This is a genomic window from Flavobacterium algicola, from assembly GCF_022399565.1.
Taxonomy (GTDB): domain Bacteria; phylum Bacteroidota; class Bacteroidia; order Flavobacteriales; family Flavobacteriaceae; genus Flavobacterium; species Flavobacterium algicola.
In genome coordinates, this window is record NZ_JAJTUT010000004.1 from 173231 (window position 1) to 191690 (window position 18460).

General features: G+C 33.9%; 18 protein-coding genes, 1 tRNA gene and 1 pseudogene. 6 read left to right on the forward strand and 14 right to left on the reverse strand.

Annotated elements, in window-relative coordinates; translation table 11 throughout:
- Positions 1-14: 14 nt before the first annotated feature.
- From LXH21_RS15075 to LXH21_RS15100, 6 genes and pseudogenes are all read right to left on the reverse strand, one after another.
- Positions 15-404 (reverse strand): annotated as a pseudogene (locus LXH21_RS15075) (peroxiredoxin family protein); the annotation flags it as partial.
- Positions 405-422: 18 nt separating this feature from the next.
- Positions 423-1184, reverse strand: a complete 762-nt coding sequence (locus LXH21_RS15080) for a DUF4369 domain-containing protein (protein ID WP_239867760.1) — start codon at positions 1182-1184, stop codon at positions 423-425.
- Positions 1185-1437: 253 nt separating this feature from the next.
- A complete protein-coding gene (locus LXH21_RS15085) occupies positions 1438-2226 on the reverse strand; it encodes an anti-sigma factor (protein ID WP_239867762.1) in 789 nt (262 codons plus the stop codon).
- Entirely contained in the window at positions 2226-2756 is a 531-nt protein-coding gene (locus LXH21_RS15090) for an RNA polymerase sigma factor (protein WP_239867765.1), read from the reverse strand. Before LXH21_RS15090 ends, LXH21_RS15085 begins: the two co-directional genes overlap by 1 nt.
- Before the next feature lie 254 nt (positions 2757-3010).
- Positions 3011-5056, reverse strand: coding sequence for an endonuclease (locus LXH21_RS15095; protein ID WP_239867768.1), 2046 nt, complete (start codon positions 5054-5056; stop codon positions 3011-3013).
- Positions 5057-5144: 88 nt separating this feature from the next.
- Complete coding sequence (locus tag LXH21_RS15100; RefSeq protein WP_239867771.1) at positions 5145-6662, reverse strand: hypothetical protein; 1518 nt, start codon at positions 6660-6662, stop codon at positions 5145-5147.
- A 137-nt stretch (positions 6663-6799) separates the two neighbouring features.
- On the opposite strand from LXH21_RS15100, the gene LXH21_RS15105 reads away from it, so the two are divergent.
- The 4 genes from LXH21_RS15105 to LXH21_RS15120 all read left to right on the forward strand — a co-directional run bounded on the left by LXH21_RS15105 (position 6800) and on the right by LXH21_RS15120 (position 9279).
- A complete protein-coding gene (locus tag LXH21_RS15105) occupies positions 6800-7240 on the forward strand; it encodes a PaaI family thioesterase (protein ID WP_239867774.1) in 441 nt (146 codons plus the stop codon).
- Positions 7241-7263: 23 nt separating this feature from the next.
- Positions 7264-8331, forward strand: a complete 1068-nt coding sequence (locus LXH21_RS15110; RefSeq protein WP_239867777.1) for an isochorismate synthase — start codon at positions 7264-7266, stop codon at positions 8329-8331.
- Positions 8332-8413: 82 nt separating this feature from the next.
- Positions 8414-9130: a bacillithiol biosynthesis deacetylase BshB1 gene (gene bshB1 / locus LXH21_RS15115; protein ID WP_239867780.1), complete on the forward strand. Its 717-nt coding sequence runs from the start codon at positions 8414-8416 to the stop codon at positions 9128-9130.
- Between the two features lie 73 nt (positions 9131-9203).
- Positions 9204-9279 (forward strand) — tRNA-His (locus LXH21_RS15120).
- 137 nt (positions 9280-9416) lie between these two features.
- Here LXH21_RS15120 and LXH21_RS15125 read toward each other — a convergent pair.
- From LXH21_RS15125 to LXH21_RS15150, 6 genes are all read right to left on the reverse strand, one after another.
- Positions 9417-10613: a peptidylprolyl isomerase gene (locus LXH21_RS15125; protein ID WP_239867781.1), complete on the reverse strand. Its 1197-nt coding sequence runs from the start codon at positions 10611-10613 to the stop codon at positions 9417-9419.
- A gap of 31 nt (positions 10614-10644) precedes the next feature.
- A complete protein-coding gene (locus LXH21_RS15130) occupies positions 10645-11751 on the reverse strand; it encodes a peptidylprolyl isomerase (RefSeq protein ID WP_239867784.1) in 1107 nt (368 codons plus the stop codon).
- A 7-nt stretch (positions 11752-11758) separates the two neighbouring features.
- Positions 11759-12430, reverse strand: a complete 672-nt coding sequence (gene gldI, locus LXH21_RS15135) for a gliding motility-associated peptidyl-prolyl isomerase GldI (RefSeq protein WP_239867787.1) — start codon at positions 12428-12430, stop codon at positions 11759-11761.
- 6 nt (positions 12431-12436) lie between these two features.
- Positions 12437-13441: a DHH family phosphoesterase gene (locus LXH21_RS15140; protein ID WP_239867790.1), complete on the reverse strand. Its 1005-nt coding sequence runs from the start codon at positions 13439-13441 to the stop codon at positions 12437-12439.
- Positions 13442-13509: 68 nt separating this feature from the next.
- A complete protein-coding gene (locus LXH21_RS15145) occupies positions 13510-14763 on the reverse strand; it encodes a voltage-gated chloride channel family protein (protein WP_239867793.1) in 1254 nt (417 codons plus the stop codon).
- A gap of 40 nt (positions 14764-14803) precedes the next feature.
- The gene (locus tag LXH21_RS15150) at positions 14804-15190 is read right to left on the reverse strand and encodes a RidA family protein (RefSeq protein WP_239867796.1); all 387 of its coding nucleotides are present in this window, start codon (positions 15188-15190) and stop codon (positions 14804-14806) included.
- Positions 15191-15572: 382 nt separating this feature from the next.
- On the opposite strand from LXH21_RS15150, the gene LXH21_RS15155 reads away from it, so the two are divergent.
- A complete protein-coding gene (locus LXH21_RS15155; RefSeq protein WP_239867799.1) occupies positions 15573-16283 on the forward strand; it encodes a hypothetical protein in 711 nt (236 codons plus the stop codon).
- A 134-nt stretch (positions 16284-16417) separates the two neighbouring features.
- On the opposite strand, the gene LXH21_RS15160 is transcribed toward LXH21_RS15155, so the two are convergent.
- A complete protein-coding gene (locus tag LXH21_RS15160; protein ID WP_239867802.1) occupies positions 16418-16912 on the reverse strand; it encodes a hypothetical protein in 495 nt (164 codons plus the stop codon).
- A 258-nt stretch (positions 16913-17170) separates the two neighbouring features.
- Entirely contained in the window at positions 17171-17734 is a 564-nt protein-coding gene (locus tag LXH21_RS15165; protein WP_239867805.1) for a hypothetical protein, read from the reverse strand.
- Positions 17735-17997: 263 nt separating this feature from the next.
- Between LXH21_RS15165 and LXH21_RS15170 the strand changes: the two genes are divergently transcribed.
- On the forward strand, positions 17998-18399 hold the full coding sequence (locus LXH21_RS15170) for an IS110 family transposase (RefSeq protein WP_239867808.1): 402 nt from the start codon (positions 17998-18000) through the stop codon (positions 18397-18399).
- Positions 18400-18460: the final 61 nt, after the last annotated feature.

The following is an 18460-nucleotide window of genomic DNA, read 5'->3' on the forward strand; positions in this document are numbered from 1 at the left end:
ACTATAAATGGGTTTTATTTTTTGTCTAAAAGCTCAATAACTTTAGCTTTTAAAGCATCCCCTCTAAGATTTGTCGCAACAACATTTCCTGACGCGTCAAGGATAAATGTGGCTGGTATTGATTCTACATTATATTGTCTTGCTATAGGTTCATCCCAAAATTTTAAGTTAGATACGTGAGTCCACGTTAACTTATCTTTCGCGATAGCTTCTTTCCATTTTGCTTTGTCTTTGTCCAAAGACACACCAATAATATTCAGTCCCTTAGCATGTAATTCATTATACATAGCAACTACGTTAGGATTTTCTTGTCTGCATGGTGCACACCATGAGGCCCAAAAATCAACAATTGTTACCTTTCCTAGGCTTTCTTTCAGCGAGATAACTTTTCCCTCTGGATTAGGCGCAGAAAATTCTGTCCTTCATTTGCCGGCTTCTACACCTGCACCTGCAGCAGGAGCTGCTCCTACACCTGGATTTTTCATTTCACCAAGTTTGGTTTTAATTGCTTTACCTGGTTTAGTGTTTTTCAACGATTCATCAAATCCATTGTAGATTCCTTCTGCTTTTTTAATATCTGCAGTTGGGTCATTCAACATTCCTTGAATAATCAAAGCACTGATTAATGATTTTGGGTGCGACTCAGCGTAACCAATATATTTTGTTTTAGAAGCATTTCCAACTTCTTCTTGAAGTTTAGAAAATTCTTGCATCAATCCGTTTATTACAACAGTATCTTTAGATTGTTGCGCAGCATTCATTTTTTCCATGTTCTGAGATTGGAAATCCATTAATTTCTTTTGGATAACTTTAATCTCTTCATTGAATTTTACATACTCATCATTGTTGTAAGATCCTGAAACTTTAGCGTTTTGAATACTATCCTTATTAATGACAATTTTAATATCACCATTTTCTAAGATGAAAGGCACTTTACCTTGAACACCTTCAATTTGCAAAGTATGAAAAGCAGGCTCTAAAGCTTTACCTTCAAATACGAATTTACCATTTTCAACTTTTACAGTATCAATAGATTTTAATCCCATTCCACTTTCGTCTTGTGTTTCAAGGATAATTGTTTTTCCGTTTTCGATACCTGCGATAGTTCCCGATACGGTGTACTTGTCTTTGTTACATGAAATCAATAAAAGAGAAGCAGAAAGTAAAAAAAATATTTTTTTCATTACAATTAAATTAGTTATTATGTTGAGCGAACAAAAGTATTATAAAAATATAGAACTCTATTAATTTTTAGCTTTAAAATTTTGTTATAGTTTGTTAATTTTAATGACTATTCGAATTTAGTGTTAATTCATTAAGATTAATCTAGTTTCAGGGCAATATTCCGAACTCAATTTATCTATTTTTCATAATCGAGCAAAAAAAAAGGTCTGTCTAAATTAGCAGACAAACCTTTTTTGATTCTTTTTAGTTTCATTATACTTTTCCTAAAGTGTATAATTGTTCCATGGTAGGACTAATACTTCCTCCCGCTGGCTCTAATGTAATTCCAAATGCTTCAGCATCAGCTGTTGCATCAACTGCAAAAACACGTTGGTTATTGGCAACAAAATTATCCAATAAACCTATGCTTGTTGGAGTCAGTGGATTAAGTTTTAATGCCCATACTTGATAAACCATCCCTTTTGGAGGTTCTGGTAATCCCGTTGCATCAACATATACTTTTTGAGTGGCTTTATTCCAATATACTTTTGCAGACGATTCTGGTGCTACAGCTTGTCCTCCAAGCGCAACGACTGTATTGTTAGTATCTCTTATGATAGCTAAACTAGATTCGATTGCTTTTTTCTCAAGAATCAAACTGTTTAATTCCTTCTCAATCTTTACTTTTTCAGTCGATGCATTCACGACTTGATTGTTAGCATTGTCTAGCTGGCTATATTGGTAACCAATACCAATCATAAGTAAAACTGCAGCAGCCCAACCAATGTAAGGTGCAAAACTTCTTTTTGGCTCTAATTCTATAACTTTCGGTTCTTGTTTTAATCCTAGTTTTTCTTTAATTCTTTCAAAATTAGAAACCGAATTAAATGGTGAGAAACTAGATGATAATGCTATGATAGATTTCTCTATAGCTATTATTTCTTCATTTATATCCGGGTTATTTTTCGCTTTTGCAGAAACTTCTGAATTTTCGGCTTCGGTTAATAAACCGTAAACGTAAAGTTCCAGAATTCCTGATTCTATATATTCAATGTTTTCCATTATATTTTCAAATAGGTTCTTAAATCATTTATACAATTCCTATTGTGCGTTTTTACTGTTCCAAGCGGGATCGCAAGTTCTTCTGCAGCTTCTTGTTGCGTGTATCCTTTAAAGAATAGTAAATCAATTATTTGTATGCACTTTGGTTTTAGTCTTTTTACAAATTCATGAATACCTATTGTATCCACTTTGTTCACCATTTTAGTGCTGTCTTCTAATAGATTTACGAAATTATCAGAAGAAAGGTTTTTTTGACTATTGTTAAAATTTTTAGAACGTAATTTATCGATAGAGGAATTTCTAGCTATGTTGAGAATCCAAGTATAAAATCTTCCCTTGCTTTCGTTATAGGAGTCAATATTTTTCCAAATTTTAATGAAAACCTCTTGGAGTACATCCTCAGCTTCTTCTGTGTTTTTTACTAAAACATTTATAACGGCAAATAAGCTTTTCGAATACATATCATATAGATGTGTAAATGCTTTTTGATCTTTCTTATAAATTAAAACTAATAACTCTTCTTGGGTCATAATTATTTATTTTTCTATTACAAACTTATGCAAACTAATTAAGATTTTAATTTATTTAACAATAAAAGCATTCATAATCACTATTTTTTTTTAGAATCGAAATCTAAATTTATATAAAAATGAACAGTTTACTGTGGTTCAAGCTGAATTATTAAGGTAGTTTCTTAAATAAAAAACTTCCTTTAACTCGAACTAATTTGTAATTAGCACTTGAAAAAGGAAGTGTTTTAATATTGAAAAGAAATTGGTCTTATTTAATTCACGATGATTTTTTTCGTTACTGATTTTTTACCTTCTGTAATTTTTACAAAATAGATCCCTTTATTTAAATCGCTAACAACCATTGTGGAACCATCTGTGCTCGTTCGTTTTTTTACAGTTTGACCTAAAGAGTTGAAAATTGATACCGAAAACGGATTGTTACTATTTTCGATATAAAGGTAGTCATCCACTGGATTAGGGTAGATGCTAAATGTATTTTTTTCAAGGTCATTGGTGCCTAAGTCTTCAGTATAACATGACCATCCTAAATCATCAAATATAACTCTGTTTGAAGTAGTGGAATTATCTGTAAAACTTATAATCACATTTCCAGAAACATCTATTCCAGGAATAGTTGTTGTTGTAGTTGTTGCACTATATGGAACTGTCCCTACGGCCTCTCCATTTACACGAACCGTAAATGTACCGTTTGTTCCAGAAAAAGTTAGCTTTGTTGTAACGGTTATATCGTGAATACCATGTTCAACTATAGAAGAAGTTAAAGAGCCATTTCGTATCGCGATTGATCTAGTATTTATAGATTGATCGGTACGGGCATCAGTAGCTGTCCATGTAATTCCGTTATTTGTCCAAGTGCGAGTAAGGTAAGAACTGTTGTTGGTTGGTACCGTTTCGAAATTTTCTGAACCGCAAAATTCTGGAACTGGTGATGTTGCAAGAGTGGTAATACTGATAGTATTGCTTGCTAATGAAAAATTATTTGAGGCATCTTTTGCAATTACAAATATACTGTAAGTTGTAAGTGGTGTCAATCCTGATAGTTGAACGGTATTCCCAGTAAGCGTTGTGTTTAGAACATCATTTACATAAACATCGTATCCTGCGACTTCGATATTATCGGTAGCTACTGTCCAGTTTAAAGATATAGAACTAGAGGTAGAGGCTGTACTGTTTAAATTTGTGGGTGCTGTTGGAGATTCTGTATCTACAATTGGAGCAGTTGTCATTCCGATTACAGTATTACTTGGCTGTGACGCATTGACAGCAGCATCTTTTGCAATAACGTAAAATTTAAACGTAGTAGAAGGTGTTAGATTTCTTATCACTGCTGTTGTTGTATTTACGGCTGCCTTAAAAACGCCATCTACATATACATCATAACTTGTAACTGCCACATCATCTGTTCCTGCTTGCCAAGTAAGTGTTACTGAGGTTGCATTTAAACTGCTCACAACTAAATTTGCTGCAGCTGTAGGCGCTTGCGTATCTGGAGCAGCATTCCAAACTTTTTGAACAAATTCTGGATGGTCAATATATGGATTTCTGTTTCCTTGTTGAGCATAGATAGCATTATTTCTATCAATTTCTCTCTGATTCACAGGGTCCATAGCGCTCCATGATAAAAGCATGTTTAAAAAATCTGTAGTGAATACCTGGGTGCTAGTCCCATTAAACATGGCATACGGGTAACCCGATACCGTAGTTTCATATCGTGTAGCAAAATAAAAATACATACGAGCAATATCCCCTTTAAATTCATCAATAGGTTCAAAAATGCTTCCAGTATAACCCGCTATTGCGCTTGTACCTAGTTTACTTCCATTTAATGATGTCTGGCTTACTGTAGCAACAATTCCATGTGGAAAATTAGATCGAATTCCGTTTACTTTTCCATCCGTAGGAGTTATAAAATGTGCGTCTGAAACCATCGGGGAAGCAGAGCCAAAAGTAGATTGCGGAATAATATGTTCTCTATTGTAGCAATCACCTTCTGATGAGTAATTACCACAACGTTGTGTGCTTCCTGATGAGTAATTGTAAGGGTCTGCTCCTGAAGGTTTTTCAGAATACATATCGAGTACGGTACCATCATTTTCGTAATAGTAATCTCTGTCTGAGGTTTGGTACGTAGTATATAAATCGCCATAACTTTTGACAGTATGGTCTTTTATAGTGTTGTACAGTTGAGTTTTTAGTGTGTAACCTGTTCCAGTTGCATTGCTGTAATAGTCAGCAGGAATTTGAGCATGCCCTACAGTTGTTAGTAGGAGCGAAAGAAAAAGTAATTTTAGTTTCATATATACGCATTAATTAGTGTTTAATTAAAAATACTGCAATGTGGTTATGGTTAGCGCGTAGTTATGTTAAGTAATAGTACTTTATTGGTTAAGTTTTATCTGGAAAATCTTGACTTTGATAAGCGCCTAAATCGGGGGGAGATGTTCTTGTTATTCCTTTTATATCAAGGGGTACATTATATAGTATGCTTCCTTGAGCAAAGGCACTCGATTTTGGACTGATATTAAAATTATTTGAGTTAGTATTTTGAAAATCAGGATTTTTATTTAATATTATATTGTTGTAATGCGCCGTATCGGTATTAAACTGGTAAAGTAAATATGTAGAGGTCTCAGAATGTTTTATCAAGCAGTTATTAAATGTATATTCGAATGCAGCATTTTCTTTTTTACTAAAATTAAGGTGATTGGTATAAGAACCATAAATAATGCAATTGTTAAAAGTGGCTTGAGTAAGATTATTTACTTCGGGAGTAGCACCTAATTCAAAATTATTTAACGTTACCGATGCAGGGCTATTTCCACTCCAATTGTTATTAAAGGTACAATGAGTAAAATTATAATCGCCACCATAGGTACAAGCTAAACTAGAAGTTCCTGCCGAATTTATAACAATATTCTCTCCCTTTATCTTTGCTCCCTTTGCTAAAATTCCATAGTTCGTACAATCGTAGAACTGACTGTTTTTAATAGTCATAATATCTTTATTGTTTTCGATCAATAATCCAATAGTAGCATTTTTTAAAGTTAAATGATTAATGCTATTTTCTTTAGTTTCACTTTGTAACCAAATTGTTCCCCATTGTCCAGGAATATCATCGTACAAGGGCTCTAATCTATCACCTTCAAAAATAACTTCTCCTTCTAATTTATCTGTGGTCGATGTAGTGCCATTAATTTTAATACTTGCGTCTTTGGATACGATTAAACCAGAATTGTTATGAAAATGAACTCTAGCTCCAGGATTGAAAATTACTGTTTTCCCTTCTGGAACAGCTGCATATCCGTAGATCACATAAGGTTTTGTATTTGAAAATAGCAATTCGTTCCCGTGTGATGCGTCATTTTCATCTAAGTAAAAGCCATATGTCTTATCTCCATCAACAGTGACTGTCTCCGTTGTGCCGTCGGTATATTTCTGAGGGTATAAAAATACAGCATCTTGAATTAAAGTTACAAGTTCTACTTTTTGTAAATTGGTGCCAGCATCAAATTCAATTTGATCAGTGTATAAAAAATCAGTTGGATTTGCATCTGATGAAGCTGCAGTGGTTTCTATAAAAATAAATAAACTGTCTTTTGCCAATAATGTAACATTGCTAAACTCTTTCCCTTCGATACCTGTCATTCCGTCAACAGTCATACGGTATTTAGAATTGAGTCTTTTACCGAGATTTATTGTTGGTATGTTAATGTCATTCTTAGAATCATTGTATACTTTTAAGGTATAAGTACTTGAGCCGATAGATGTAAAGACGGTGTCTAGGTATATTGTATCTCTAGAGAAAGCCAATTTACCAGTGCTGTCAACAGTTTCAAAATCAGTACGGCAAGAGCAAATAGCGATAAGGATGCCTATAAAAATTGATAAGGAAAAAGGACGCATATAAAAAGTTTTTGGTAAAAATAAGAAAAAACTATATTGGTTTTATAATCAAAATCGATTTTGGTTCTAGAATTGTAATTCTATTATCATTATGCTAGTTAAGTTTTCCTTATTTTTACGTCTATAAAATTAAAATTATGACATTAGACAAAGTCAAAATGTTGGAGCAGTGTAACGCTTTTTCCAAAAACACCTTAATGGAAACACTGAACATTGAATACATCGATGCTGGTGCTGATTTTTTGGTAGCTAGAATGCCAGTAAACGCAGCGGTACATCAGCCCATGGGATTACTGCATGGTGGAGCCTCTGTCGCACTGGCAGAAAGCGTTGGTAGTACTGCCTCGCATTTTTTTATTAATTCGAAAGAACAAGAGGTGAGGGGAATCGAAATCTCGGCAAATCATCTCAAAAGTATACGCGAGGGATTTGTTTATGGAACTGCCAAATTAATTCATAAAGGAAGAACTATTCATCTTTGGGAAATAAAAATTACAAATGAACAAGGTGAATTAATATCATTATGTAAATTATCGAATATTGTCTTGGATAAAAAACCGCAAACAAAAAAGCTTTAGTAATATAATAAGTTCAATAAATTATGATTGATTTTTTTATAAAAGTAAAACAGCAGGAAGCACAAAATTTGCCATTCGTTATCTTTAAAAAGTCTAATAAAAAAAAGCTGGTAGGTTTTTTTCAGAAGAATGATCATCTCTATTTTGCCGAAAATTTTAAGGAAAGAGGTTTTGTGTTTGCTCCTTTTGATGGAAGTCAAATGTTGTTGATCCCAAAAGATGAATCTGTAAAATGGGAAACTAAAATCACAGTTGCAAAAAGAAAGGAAGAAGACCAAGAGGAAGTTTCTTATGATGACGATTTAAAGTCTAAAATTTATTTTGAAGCTCTTGTTCAAAAAGGAATTGATGCAATCTCACAAGGGAAGCTCAATAAGGTTGTCGTATCTAGAGAGGAAATTGTAGCTGTTCCAGAATTTGACTTGGTAACTGTTTTTAAAAAATTGATAGATAATTATCCTAGTGCTTTTTGTTATTGTTGGTACCATCCCAAAATAGGACTCTGGATGGGAGCAACACCAGAGCGACTGCTTAAGGCAAATAAAAAACGATTTTATACAATGGCATTGGCGGGTACAAAAATTGGTGATGATGTCGAAAAGGTTGTTTGGAAGTCCAAAGAAAAAGAGGAACAGCAAATTGTAACTGATTTTATTTTAGAAAATATAAAATCGATTACATCTGAAGTTGCTGTTTCAAGTCCTTACACTTTACAAGCGGGTAAACTACTACACATTATAACAGATATTGAGGGTGTTATGAATGAAAACTCAAATTTGAGTCAAGTTATTGAGGTCTTACACCCCACACCTGCAGTTTGTGGACTGCCCAAAGGTGTTGCCAAAGAATTTATTATCAAAAACGAAAATTACGATAGAAGTTATTATACAGGATTTTTGGGTGAGCTGAATATTAAGGAATTTGATAAACATCAAAGCAAATCAGATTTGTATGTAAATTTACGATGCATGCAAATCATCAATAAAGATGCTCATCTATACATAGGCTGTGGTATTACAAAAGATAGTGTTGCAGAAAAAGAATGGAAGGAAAGTGTCAATAAATCTTCTACGATGAAGAAAGTATTGTAGTTTAGAAGGAAGAATCATTTATGTCAATTCTCTTTATTTTTTAGAGAAATTGATTAAGAGTTATAAATTAATAAGATTAAAAATGAAGTTAGATATTTTAGCATTTGGTGCTCATCCTGATGACATAGAGTTAGGTTGTTCTGGAACAATATTAAAAGAAATTGCATTAGGGAAAACAGTCGGAATCGTTGATTTGACTCGTGGTGAATTAGGAACAAGGGGGACAGCCGAAATTCGTAATCAAGAAGCCACAGCCGCTGCAAAAGTGCTAGGCGTTGCTGTTCGCGAAAATTTAGAAATGCGCGATGGTTTTTTCGTAAACGATGAAAAGCATCAATTAGAGGTAATCAAAATGATTCGTAAATACCAACCTGAAATTGTTCTTTGTAATGCAATTGATGACAGGCATATCGATCATGCAAAAGGTAGTAAATTAGTATCGGATGCATGCTTTTTATCAGGTTTGAGAATGATCGAAAGTACATTGGATGGTAAAGTCCAAGAAGCTTGGAGACCAAAGCTAGTATATCACTATATTCAGTGGAAAAATATAGTTCCTGACTTTGTTGTTGATATTACAGGCTTTGAAAAACAAAAGGTAGAATCTATTTTAGCGTATAAATCGCAGTTTTACGATCCCAATTCTGATGAACCAGAGTCACCAATAACCTCAAAAACTTTCTTAGAAAGTATCAATTATAGATCTAGAGACCTAGGAAGGCTCGCAGGTGTAGAATATGCAGAAGGATTTACTGTTGAAAGGTATTTGGCAGTCAATAGTTTAGGAGATTTAAAATAATTTTTAGATATTTTTTAAACAAAACATTTGCAAAACTGAAGTTTAGTTGTATCTTTGCAACCGCAATACAAATGGTGGTTGTAGCTCAGTTGGTTAGAGCATCGGTTTGTGGTACCGAGGGTCGCGGGTTCGAGCCCCGTCTTCCACCCAAAAAGTAAAAGCCTCTCAGAAATGAGAGGCTTTTTTTGTGGAATAAAGTGCAGCATTTTGATTTCTATTTTATATACAAAAAAACGCCCTAGATCGTATTATTATGATCTAGGGCGTTGTTGTATTTTAAATGCTATTATTTTACTTCTGGTTTGTTCTGAAACACTTCAATTTCAAAAATAAGCGTCGCGTTTGGAGGAATAACTCCACCGGCACCACTTTCACCGTAAGCTAATTTTGAAGGGATTATGGCTATCAATTTTTCGCCATAGGTCATTAACTCAATCGCTTCTGTAAACCCGGGTATCATACTTCCTTTTTTACCCACTTCATAAGGAAAAGGTTGGTAACCATTTTGAGCAGCGCGATTAGGGTTGTGTTGTTCGTATGTCTTACTTAGTTCCTCGTAACTGGTGTCAAATAATGAACCATCTTCTAAGTAACCTGCGTAGTGAAAGTACAAAGTTGAACCTGCTGCTGGCTTCACTCCAGAACCCTTTTTAATAATTTTATAAGCTAATCCAGATGGAGTAGTAGTAGCCGTTGCTTTAGCTTCGGCAATAGATACCTTTTTTGCAGCAATTACAGGCGCTATCTTTTCTTCAACAGCTTTCTTGTCATCTTCGATTTTCTGAATCTCTTTTTTTCTGTTTTCCTCGTCAATTAAAGCTTGTTTTTTTTCATCTTCTTCTTTATTGTTGAAGTAGTCGCTGAATACCTTTTTTGCATTAAATTTTTTGGCATCTCTACCAACCTTTGTTATTATAACTTTAGTAATAACGTCTTCTTGCTTAATTGTGTTGACAACATCCATGCCTTCTGTGACATGTCCAAAAATGGTATGTTTTTGGTTAAGCCAAGGTGTCTCTTTATGTGTGATAAAAAATTGACTTCCATTAGTTTTTGGGCCAGAATTTGCCATAGCTAGAATTCCGCCTTTATCGAAAACCAACTCAGGAAGAAATTCATCCTTAAATGCATAGCCAGCACTACCGCTACCATTTCCTTGAGGATCTCCAGTCTGGATCATAAAATCATTAATAACTCTGTGAAATTTCAGACCATCGTAAAAAGGTTTTTTCTTTAATTTTTCGTCTTTTACAAAGGGATGATTTCCTTCGGCCAAAGCAATAAAGTTTGCAACGGTAACAGGTGTTTTTTGATATTCTAATTCTAAAACAATATTTCCTTTGGAGGTCATTATCGTTGCAAAAATCCCGTCGGTTTTTACAGGTTTTTTAATGGTTGTTTTTGTTACCACAGTTTTTTGAGTGGCTTGTCCCTGCAGGTTAAGAACTCCCAAAAGTAGGAAGCATAAAAATTTTAATTTCATTGTACAGATTTTAAGGTCTTTTTTTAGTTTACTATTTATTGTCTACTAATTCAATTTCGAAAATGATATTAGCATTGGGCGGAATTACATCTCCTGCACCTCCTGCACCATAGGCTAGGTGAGATGGGATAAATAAAACAGCTTTATCACCATAAGATAATTTTTCTAATCCTTCGATAAAACCAGGAATCATGCCATCTTTTTTTCCTGCTGTGAAAGGAATAGGAATATATTGGTTCGCTTCAGCTCTTGCTGCTTCAAACTTTCCAAAAGTTTGTGCTACATTTTGAATACTTGTGTCAAATAAATGTCCATCTTCAAGAAATCCAGCATAGTGTATATTCAAATCAGCACCTTTTTCTGGTTTTTTTCCTCCCGCTTTTTTTGTAATTACATATTTTAAACCAGTTGAAGTTTTGGTCGCCTTTGCTTTTAATGCATTAAAATAATTAGTTTTATCTTGGCGTACTTCTTTGTATTTTGAATCTAATACAGACATTTCAGCCAATTGCTGTTTTTGCTTATCTGCTTCAACAGAAAAATAATCATAAAAAGTTTTTTCGGCATTAAACTTTTTAGCAGCTTCTCCTTTACGTATTATTGTCACCTTCTTGATGAAATCGTCTTGTTGCACTTTATTGACAGTTTCCATTCCGTTTTCTACAACATTACCAAAAATCGTGTGCTTGCCATTTAACCAAGGGGTTGGTAAATGTGTAATGAAAAACTGACTACTGTTTGTTGAGGGACCGTTGTTGGCCATTGCAAGAACTCCTCCGTCTTCAAATCGTAAATCTGTAATTTCATCTTTAAATTTATATCCTGCATCTCCTGATCCTGTTCCTAGGGGATCTCCTGTCTGAATCATAAAATCGCTGATCACACGGTGAAACTTCAAACCATCATAAAAAGGTCTGTCTTTAAGATGATCATTGGTCACAAATTTATTTTTACCTTCAGCCAATGTAATGAAGTTAGCTACTGTAATAGGAGCTTTTTCATAATTTAATTCTACGATTACCTCTCCTTTACTAGTTTCAATTTTCGCATATAGACCATCAGGTAAATTGCTGTTTTCTTCTTTACACGATACGAAAGTGATTGCTAATAGCAGTAGGTATAAAATGTTCTTTTTCATTTGATATTTAGTTTAAACTGTCTTGCGATTTTATTGGTGTTTTTATTGTTTTTACATTCGAAACAGATTCTTTTTCTGCATTTTGTTGTGCTTGAAGATTAGCTTTTTTACGGTCTTCAATCTCTTTTTTATAGGCTACTTCAGATTTAAAATCACGAAGGCTTACTGTAATTAACAACGGAGTATTGCTGCCAATTTTCTTGGTGTCACCGCGATATCCGTATGCTTTATGAGATGGAAATAGAAAATTAACGCGTTCTCCTCTGTGCATTAATTTTATACCGTCTCTCAAACCAATTAACACATCTTGTTTGTCAACATAATAGGTTTGTGGTCGCAGTTCTAATTCAGAGTAAATTATATCGCCGTTCAGCTGTTTAATTTCATAAGTAAAAAATGCAACATCGCCTTTTTTAGGAGTAATAGTATCCAGATCATTTTTGGTCTTATAACTGTACCAGTATCCTTTACTGGTGGCTATGTAAGGATTTTTACTGTCTTGTTTTATAATGGCCTTGATTTGTTGTTCTTCACTAGCCACAAGTTTTTTGTTTTTTTCGACAGATTTCTTCATAAATACGCCAGATGAGTGCGAGATCGGACGTCGCACTTCCTGATTGTTCTTACAACTGAAAATAAGCAGTGAACAAATAAATCCTATTGCAATCTTAATTTTCATATACTTCTAGTTTAATTGACTAACAATCGATTCGAATTTCTGAACAGTTTCTAGCATCGAAACGTCAGATCTTCCTCCTGCAGCATTACGATGTCCACCACCATTAAAATGATCTCTTGCAAATTGATTCACGTCAAAATCTCCTTGGGAACGGAAAGATATTTTGATGATCTTTTCTTCTTTATTTTCGATAAAAATAGCAGTCAAGTGTATGCCTTTCATGCTCAATCCAAAATTAACAATACCCTCGGTATCTCCTTTAATATAATTGTAGGTATCTAACTCTTCTTGCGTTAATGTGGTGTAAGACGCATGGTGTGCTTCTAATATCTTCATATTTTGCAAAGCGCATCCTAGCAATTGCAAACGGCTGTAGGAACTATTATCGAAAAGTAAATTTGGAATTTGTGTATTTTCTACTCCTAAATCAATTAAAGAAGCGACTATTCTGTGTGTGTTTCCAGTTGTACCAGGAAATTTGAATGAACCTGAATCGGTTAAGATTCCAGTGTAAATACATGTGCCTATTTTAATATCAATTGCAGCTACTTCACCGAGTAACGATATGAAATTGTAAATCATTTCGCAAGTTGATCCTATAGAGGTATCGGAATACATATACGCAGCATAATCATCTGGCTTTTGATGATGATCAATCATAACAAAAGTTTTTGATAATGAAGCTAACACTTTTTCCATTTCTTCACCTACGCGATGGAAAGCATTAAAATCTAAAGTAAATATTAAATCTGCATCGTTTAAAATTTGAGTGCATTTTTCTTTGTCTTTTTCGAAAATTTTTACTGTTTCAGAACCCGGTAACCAAGCTAGAAAATCAGGGAAATCATTTGGAGCAATAACAGTTGGCTCATGATTAAATTTTAATAAAAAATGGTATAATGCTAGAGTTGAACCCATAGCATCACCGTCGGGACCACGGTGTGGTATAATTGCGATTTTTTTTGGAGTAGCTAATAATTGCTGTATGGCTTGAATGTCTTGTGTTTTCATAATGTGCGAAATTACATTTTTTTAATGTAATAGTGGAATGGTTTATAAAATTAACAACATTTTAGAAATTACAAGTTCTTTAGCTTTTGTCTTCTAAAACGTTCATATAAATGGTATTTTACCCCTTTTGAGTTTTGAGAACTATAGATACCAACAGATCCAGAGGCGAGGTAGGCTATACCACAAGCCAATGCGATGTAAAGTCCGCTTTCGAGACCAAAAAGTTCAATTCCCATAGCAGTGCAAGCGATAGGCGTGTGAGTTGCACCAGAAAACACTGCAACAAAACCCATACCTGCGAGTAACGCAATTGGTAACGGAATTATCAGAGAAAGTGCACTGCCCAGTGTTGCGCCTACAAAAAAAAGTGGAGTAACTTCTCCGCCTTTGAAGCCACAACCTAGGGTAAAGCCAGTAAATAATATCTTTAATAAAAAATCAAAATTTGCACTAGGGGTTGTAAATGCATCTACAATCACGGGAACTCCCAATCCTACAAATTTTTGTACGTCAAAAAAATGAATCGCAATAGCTAAAATTGCACCACCTATAAACGGACGTAAGGGAGGGTACGAAATATATTTTGCAAATATTTTACCCCAGAGGTGGGTCGTTCTAGAAAAGGTCATCGCTGCCAAACCGAAAAGAAGACTTGCTAACAAAGACCATAAAATAATTGAAACAGTCCAAGTCGGAAGTGTAGGAATAGCATAGTGCGTGTGACCAACTGCCCAAAAACCGACCGTAAAATGAGCAACGTAGGCTACTAAAAAAGATAAAATAATAGTTTTTAAATTTATTTTACTGCAATACAATACCTCTATTGCAAATATAGCTCCAGCTAGTGGTGTTCCAAAAATTGATGCAAACCCCGCACTGATTCCCATAACAATTAAGGTTCTGCGTTCCCGATTTTCTAATTTAAAAATTACTTTAAATTGATCGGCAATTGCACCACCCATTTGTACGGCTGTTCCTTCTCGCCCTGCTGAGCCTCCAAAAAGATGAGTGATCAAGGTACCAAATAAAACAAAAGGTGCCATCTTGAGAGGAATCAATTTAGTAGGTTTATCATATTCCTCAAGTAATTGATTATTGCCCTTCACAACGGAAGCTCCAAAATAAAAATAAGTGAGCCCAATAACCAGACCACCTAGAGGTAATAACCAGATAATCCATGAATTATCGATTCGCACTTGAGTCACCCATTCTAAAGAAACCAAGAAAAAAGCAGAGGCCGAACCAGAAAAAATGCCTATCAAAACACAAATGAAAATCCATTTGAGTATGATAGGCAGTGTAATAGTGACTTTTTCTAACATTAATTTGTTTTAAAGTAGGAATGCAGTCCAAAGATTTTGTTTATTCAGAAAGAACAGCTGTCAATTCAATTTCAACCAAATATTCAGGTGCAACAAGTTGATTAATTCCGTAAAAACCTGTCGTAGGTTTGATATCTTTAAAAAAGGTAGCATGAGCAGTAGCAACAGCTTCAAAAGTACTTACATCTGTAGTAAAGATACGAGTACGAATTACATCTTTCATACCTGAGTTCAATTCTTCCAATACTTTTTCAACTCTCTCCAATATATTTAGAGTTTGAGCATGAGCATCATCAGCTTTTACATTTTCACCATCAATAATGGCTACGGTACCCGAAACTTCAATAATGTTACCTATGCGCACTGCACGACAATATCCCATTTTATCTTCCCATGGTGAACCTGTAAGGATGTTTTCTCTTTTCATATTATTTATTTTGACTTGATTATTAGTGTGTTGTGTTGTTATTGTAACTTTGGTATATTTTTTGCAATTTAAAAAAAAATGTGAAATAACAAACCTTCGAATTCGTTTTAAAAAATGTAAATAGTAGGATTGTTACCTATCTAGTTTATTTTCGAAAATAAAAAAGTTTAAAATTTCATTTCGCAGATTAAAATGGGTATTCTGTATCTAATATATTAGTGATTCACCTGAAGTTGAACATTATTTTAATTTCAAATGAAATGCATTTCGTGCTAAGGAGGATAATAAAGTAAAGTTAAATTGAAGTCTAAAAGTTATTTATGAACTTGTAGTTTCTATTTTTGAAAAATAAAACAACAAATTGAGTCTTTAAAAGTACGCTATGAAGAAGTTTCTTTTTTTTATATGTATGTTGGGAATAACCACAACGGGTTACTCACAATTTGAGTTGAATAAAACCTTCAAGGTGATTCCGCCTACAGCAATACCACCCACAGCCACAAAGAAAGAGACACCTAAAAAAGTAGATGATAAAGATTTATTTGCAGTGGTTCCCGTGGTGGACCCAAAAGATGTAAAACCAATTACTGAAGACCCCACATATTCTAATGGAATCGAACCAGAGCCTTTTTCTATGATTGTAAAAAAACCTGATTTTGATGATCCTGGTCAAGTATTAAAAAATAAATTAAGTCAAAGTTTAGAGCATTCGCTTGTTAGTAGAGGCATGAAGGTTGACCCTAGAAACTTAGTCCAAATCGATGTAAATTTTGGTGATATTAGAACAAAATCAAAGTATTTTGATGTAATGTGTCGTGATTTTGGAGAAATAGATGGCGATTTGATAAAAGCTACTTTAAATAATCGTGATGTAGAAAGTCGCCTATTATTACAGAATAGATACAAAACTTTCCGAATTACATTTAAGGAAGGAATTAATACTTTTGAACTTGAAGCCTTGAATCGCGGTACGTTGGGAGGGAATACAGCTGAATTTCAAATTTATGACGATACGGGTAAATTAGTTCGTTCCGATTTCTGGGAAAATTGGGATACTGGCGTAAAAGGTAAATTTATAATTGTAAAGGAGTAATTTTTTATTCGAAATGTATGTGCAACTTCTGTTCATGACTACTAAAGATTTTTAAGCTGGTATATTCAGTTTTTATTATAAAAAAAATGGCAACTGAATATATCAGTTGCCAATTTTAGTTGTCAAACTATTTTTTATTTTGTAGCTGTACTATCTGCGCAAGCCACAGCATCAAATTTATATTTTACATTGTCATAATCGATTTTTGTTCCTTTCTCGAAATAAGAAGCTCCCATGGTGGTTACTATTTGACCATTTCCAAGAATGAGTTGATTATTACGTTTTAAAAAAGCCATTGGGTTCTTGAAAGTAATCTTTTTATTTTCGCCTTCAATAAAGGTATAGCTTGCATATAAGGTATCACCACTAAATTTCCCGACAACTTCTCCACTTCTAACTGGCGTATTGGCAATATTCATCATAAGATCACCGGTTATTTCACCATCTTCCAAAGTATTAATCTGTAAATCGAGTGTGTCTGCCTCATAAATTGCTTTGTAGCAGTCAGTGCTTATTATTTTAGCGGTTTCTACTTTTTTATCTTTATCTGCATTCTCAGATTCATTGTTTTTGCAACTCTGTAAAGCAATTGAAAGTAAAGCGAAACACCATATACTTTTGTTTTTCATAATATAGTAGTTTTAATTAATAATCAATAGCTAAGTTATGTATAAAAACTTAAGAATGTAAATAGAACGGCTGTTTTTTACAATTGTGTGCAGACTTTGATAGTCTTCTACTTGAGTAAGAATATTAAATATATTTATGATTTTAGCTATTTGTAGATAAGCAGAAATTTATTCTCATAGTTAAAGTTTAACGTTTAGCTGCTATTTTTTAATGAATCTTGATGCATCTATTTTAATAGAAATCTTATATGTTAATTACTAGCTTCGCAGCGGAATTGTATAACCAATTGCTAATGCTCCTGCAATTTGCTGTACTAAAGGTTGGAAATAATAAGTAAAGGCAATATCAAGATTATGGTTGCGACCAATTGATAGCCCTAAACTAAACGGAATATGATGTATAATTCCGCTTTCGTCACGTTCTGAGTAGGGTGTAATAGATTTGAAACGTCCTATAGAAGCACCAATACCAGATTCTACATAGGGAGCAATATAAGGGATTGGAAAAGTTAGTCTAGCTTTTGCTCCCAATAGTAGTGCATTTGTGGTGGCTTTATAGGGTGTAAAATTGCCGTTTATATCTGTACCATTCGACTTGGTAAATAGTACACCTGCATAAGGTCGAAAAGCAATCCATTTACTAGCTGTTAATACATATTCTGCCTGCGCATAAACCCCACTGTTTATAATATCAACTTCTTCCTCATACGGGAACGTCAAGCCATAACCAAACGAAAGGTTAAGTGATCTTTCTTTTATAAATTGCGCATCCATTTGATTGGTTATCAATGCGTATAAAACGATTAGGGCTGCTTTTTTCATTTTTTCTTGTAGGATTAATTTTCCTGCAAGTGTAAGCAACTTTGATGAATTTGCAAAATAACCACCCAAGTTTTTTCTGTCTTTTATAATTACAAAAATCAGCGGTAAAATGGTGAAGTTTAATGGTATTTATTGTGGTAAGGGAGCTTTTTGGTTTTTAGAAGTATCAGGGAGTTTTGAGATTATGTCAACTATTGTCTATAATTGTTGGGATTAGACTTTTTTTAAATCTACTGACAGATAGCTGTGGTAAGAGATAGTATGTGGGCACATGCTGGAAGCTATCACAAAGGGGCTATTTAGCAAATATTATTCTAGCAGAGTGTGGAGATTTGCACCGTTTTAATAATGAAAGCCAATTTAGTTCCTTTATTGAATTAGTTCCCGGAATTTACAACAGTGACGATAGTGAGAAATGTTTAGGAATTACGCCGAGGAGTCGATCTCACCTTAGGAGTTATTTAGTAGAAGCCGATTGGATCGCTATTAGAAAAGATACAGAAATGCAGAATTACTACCGAAAACATCAAGGAAAAAACGTAAAAAGTGTCATTATAAAAGTTGCCCATAAAATGGCCCGCAGAATTTTATCAGTCATCAAAACGGAAACTGCTTATCAAATAAATAAAAATTTAGTCCCGACAGACATCGGGGTAGAACAATAAAATTAACCTTCTTAACAAGCTCAATCATACAAGAAAAATAGACTACAAAACAGCCATGGTG

Bases quoted from the DNA above. Each gene is read 5' to 3' on its own strand.
- LXH21_RS15080 (WP_239867760.1), bottom strand. From the start codon at position 1,184: ATGAAAAAAATATTTTTTTTACTTTCTGCTTCTCTTTTATTGATTTCA.
- LXH21_RS15085 (WP_239867762.1), bottom strand. From the start codon at position 2,226: ATGGAAAACATTGAATATATAGAATCAGGAATTCTGGAACTTTACGTT.
- LXH21_RS15090 (WP_239867765.1), bottom strand. From the start codon at position 2,756: ATGACCCAAGAAGAGTTATTAGTTTTAATTTATAAGAAAGATCAAAAA.
- LXH21_RS15095 (WP_239867768.1), bottom strand. From the start codon at position 5,056: ATGAAACTAAAATTACTTTTTCTTTCGCTCCTACTAACAACTGTAGGG.
- LXH21_RS15100 (WP_239867771.1), bottom strand. From the start codon at position 6,662: ATGCGTCCTTTTTCCTTATCAATTTTTATAGGCATCCTTATCGCTATT.
- LXH21_RS15105 (WP_239867774.1), top strand. From the start codon at position 6,800: ATGACATTAGACAAAGTCAAAATGTTGGAGCAGTGTAACGCTTTTTCC.
- LXH21_RS15110 (WP_239867777.1), top strand. From the start codon at position 7,264: ATGATTGATTTTTTTATAAAAGTAAAACAGCAGGAAGCACAAAATTTG.
- bshB1 (WP_239867780.1), top strand. From the start codon at position 8,414: ATGAAGTTAGATATTTTAGCATTTGGTGCTCATCCTGATGACATAGAG.
- LXH21_RS15125 (WP_239867781.1), bottom strand. From the start codon at position 10,613: ATGAAATTAAAATTTTTATGCTTCCTACTTTTGGGAGTTCTTAACCTG.
- LXH21_RS15130 (WP_239867784.1), bottom strand. From the start codon at position 11,751: ATGAAAAAGAACATTTTATACCTACTGCTATTAGCAATCACTTTCGTA.
- gldI (WP_239867787.1), bottom strand. From the start codon at position 12,430: ATGAAAATTAAGATTGCAATAGGATTTATTTGTTCACTGCTTATTTTC.
- LXH21_RS15140 (WP_239867790.1), bottom strand. From the start codon at position 13,441: ATGAAAACACAAGACATTCAAGCCATACAGCAATTATTAGCTACTCCA.
- LXH21_RS15145 (WP_239867793.1), bottom strand. From the start codon at position 14,763: ATGTTAGAAAAAGTCACTATTACACTGCCTATCATACTCAAATGGATT.
- LXH21_RS15150 (WP_239867796.1), bottom strand. From the start codon at position 15,190: ATGAAAAGAGAAAACATCCTTACAGGTTCACCATGGGAAGATAAAATG.
- LXH21_RS15155 (WP_239867799.1), top strand. From the start codon at position 15,573: ATGAAGAAGTTTCTTTTTTTTATATGTATGTTGGGAATAACCACAACG.
- LXH21_RS15160 (WP_239867802.1), bottom strand. From the start codon at position 16,912: ATGAAAAACAAAAGTATATGGTGTTTCGCTTTACTTTCAATTGCTTTA.
- LXH21_RS15165 (WP_239867805.1), bottom strand. From the start codon at position 17,734: ATGAAAAAAGCAGCCCTAATCGTTTTATACGCATTGATAACCAATCAA.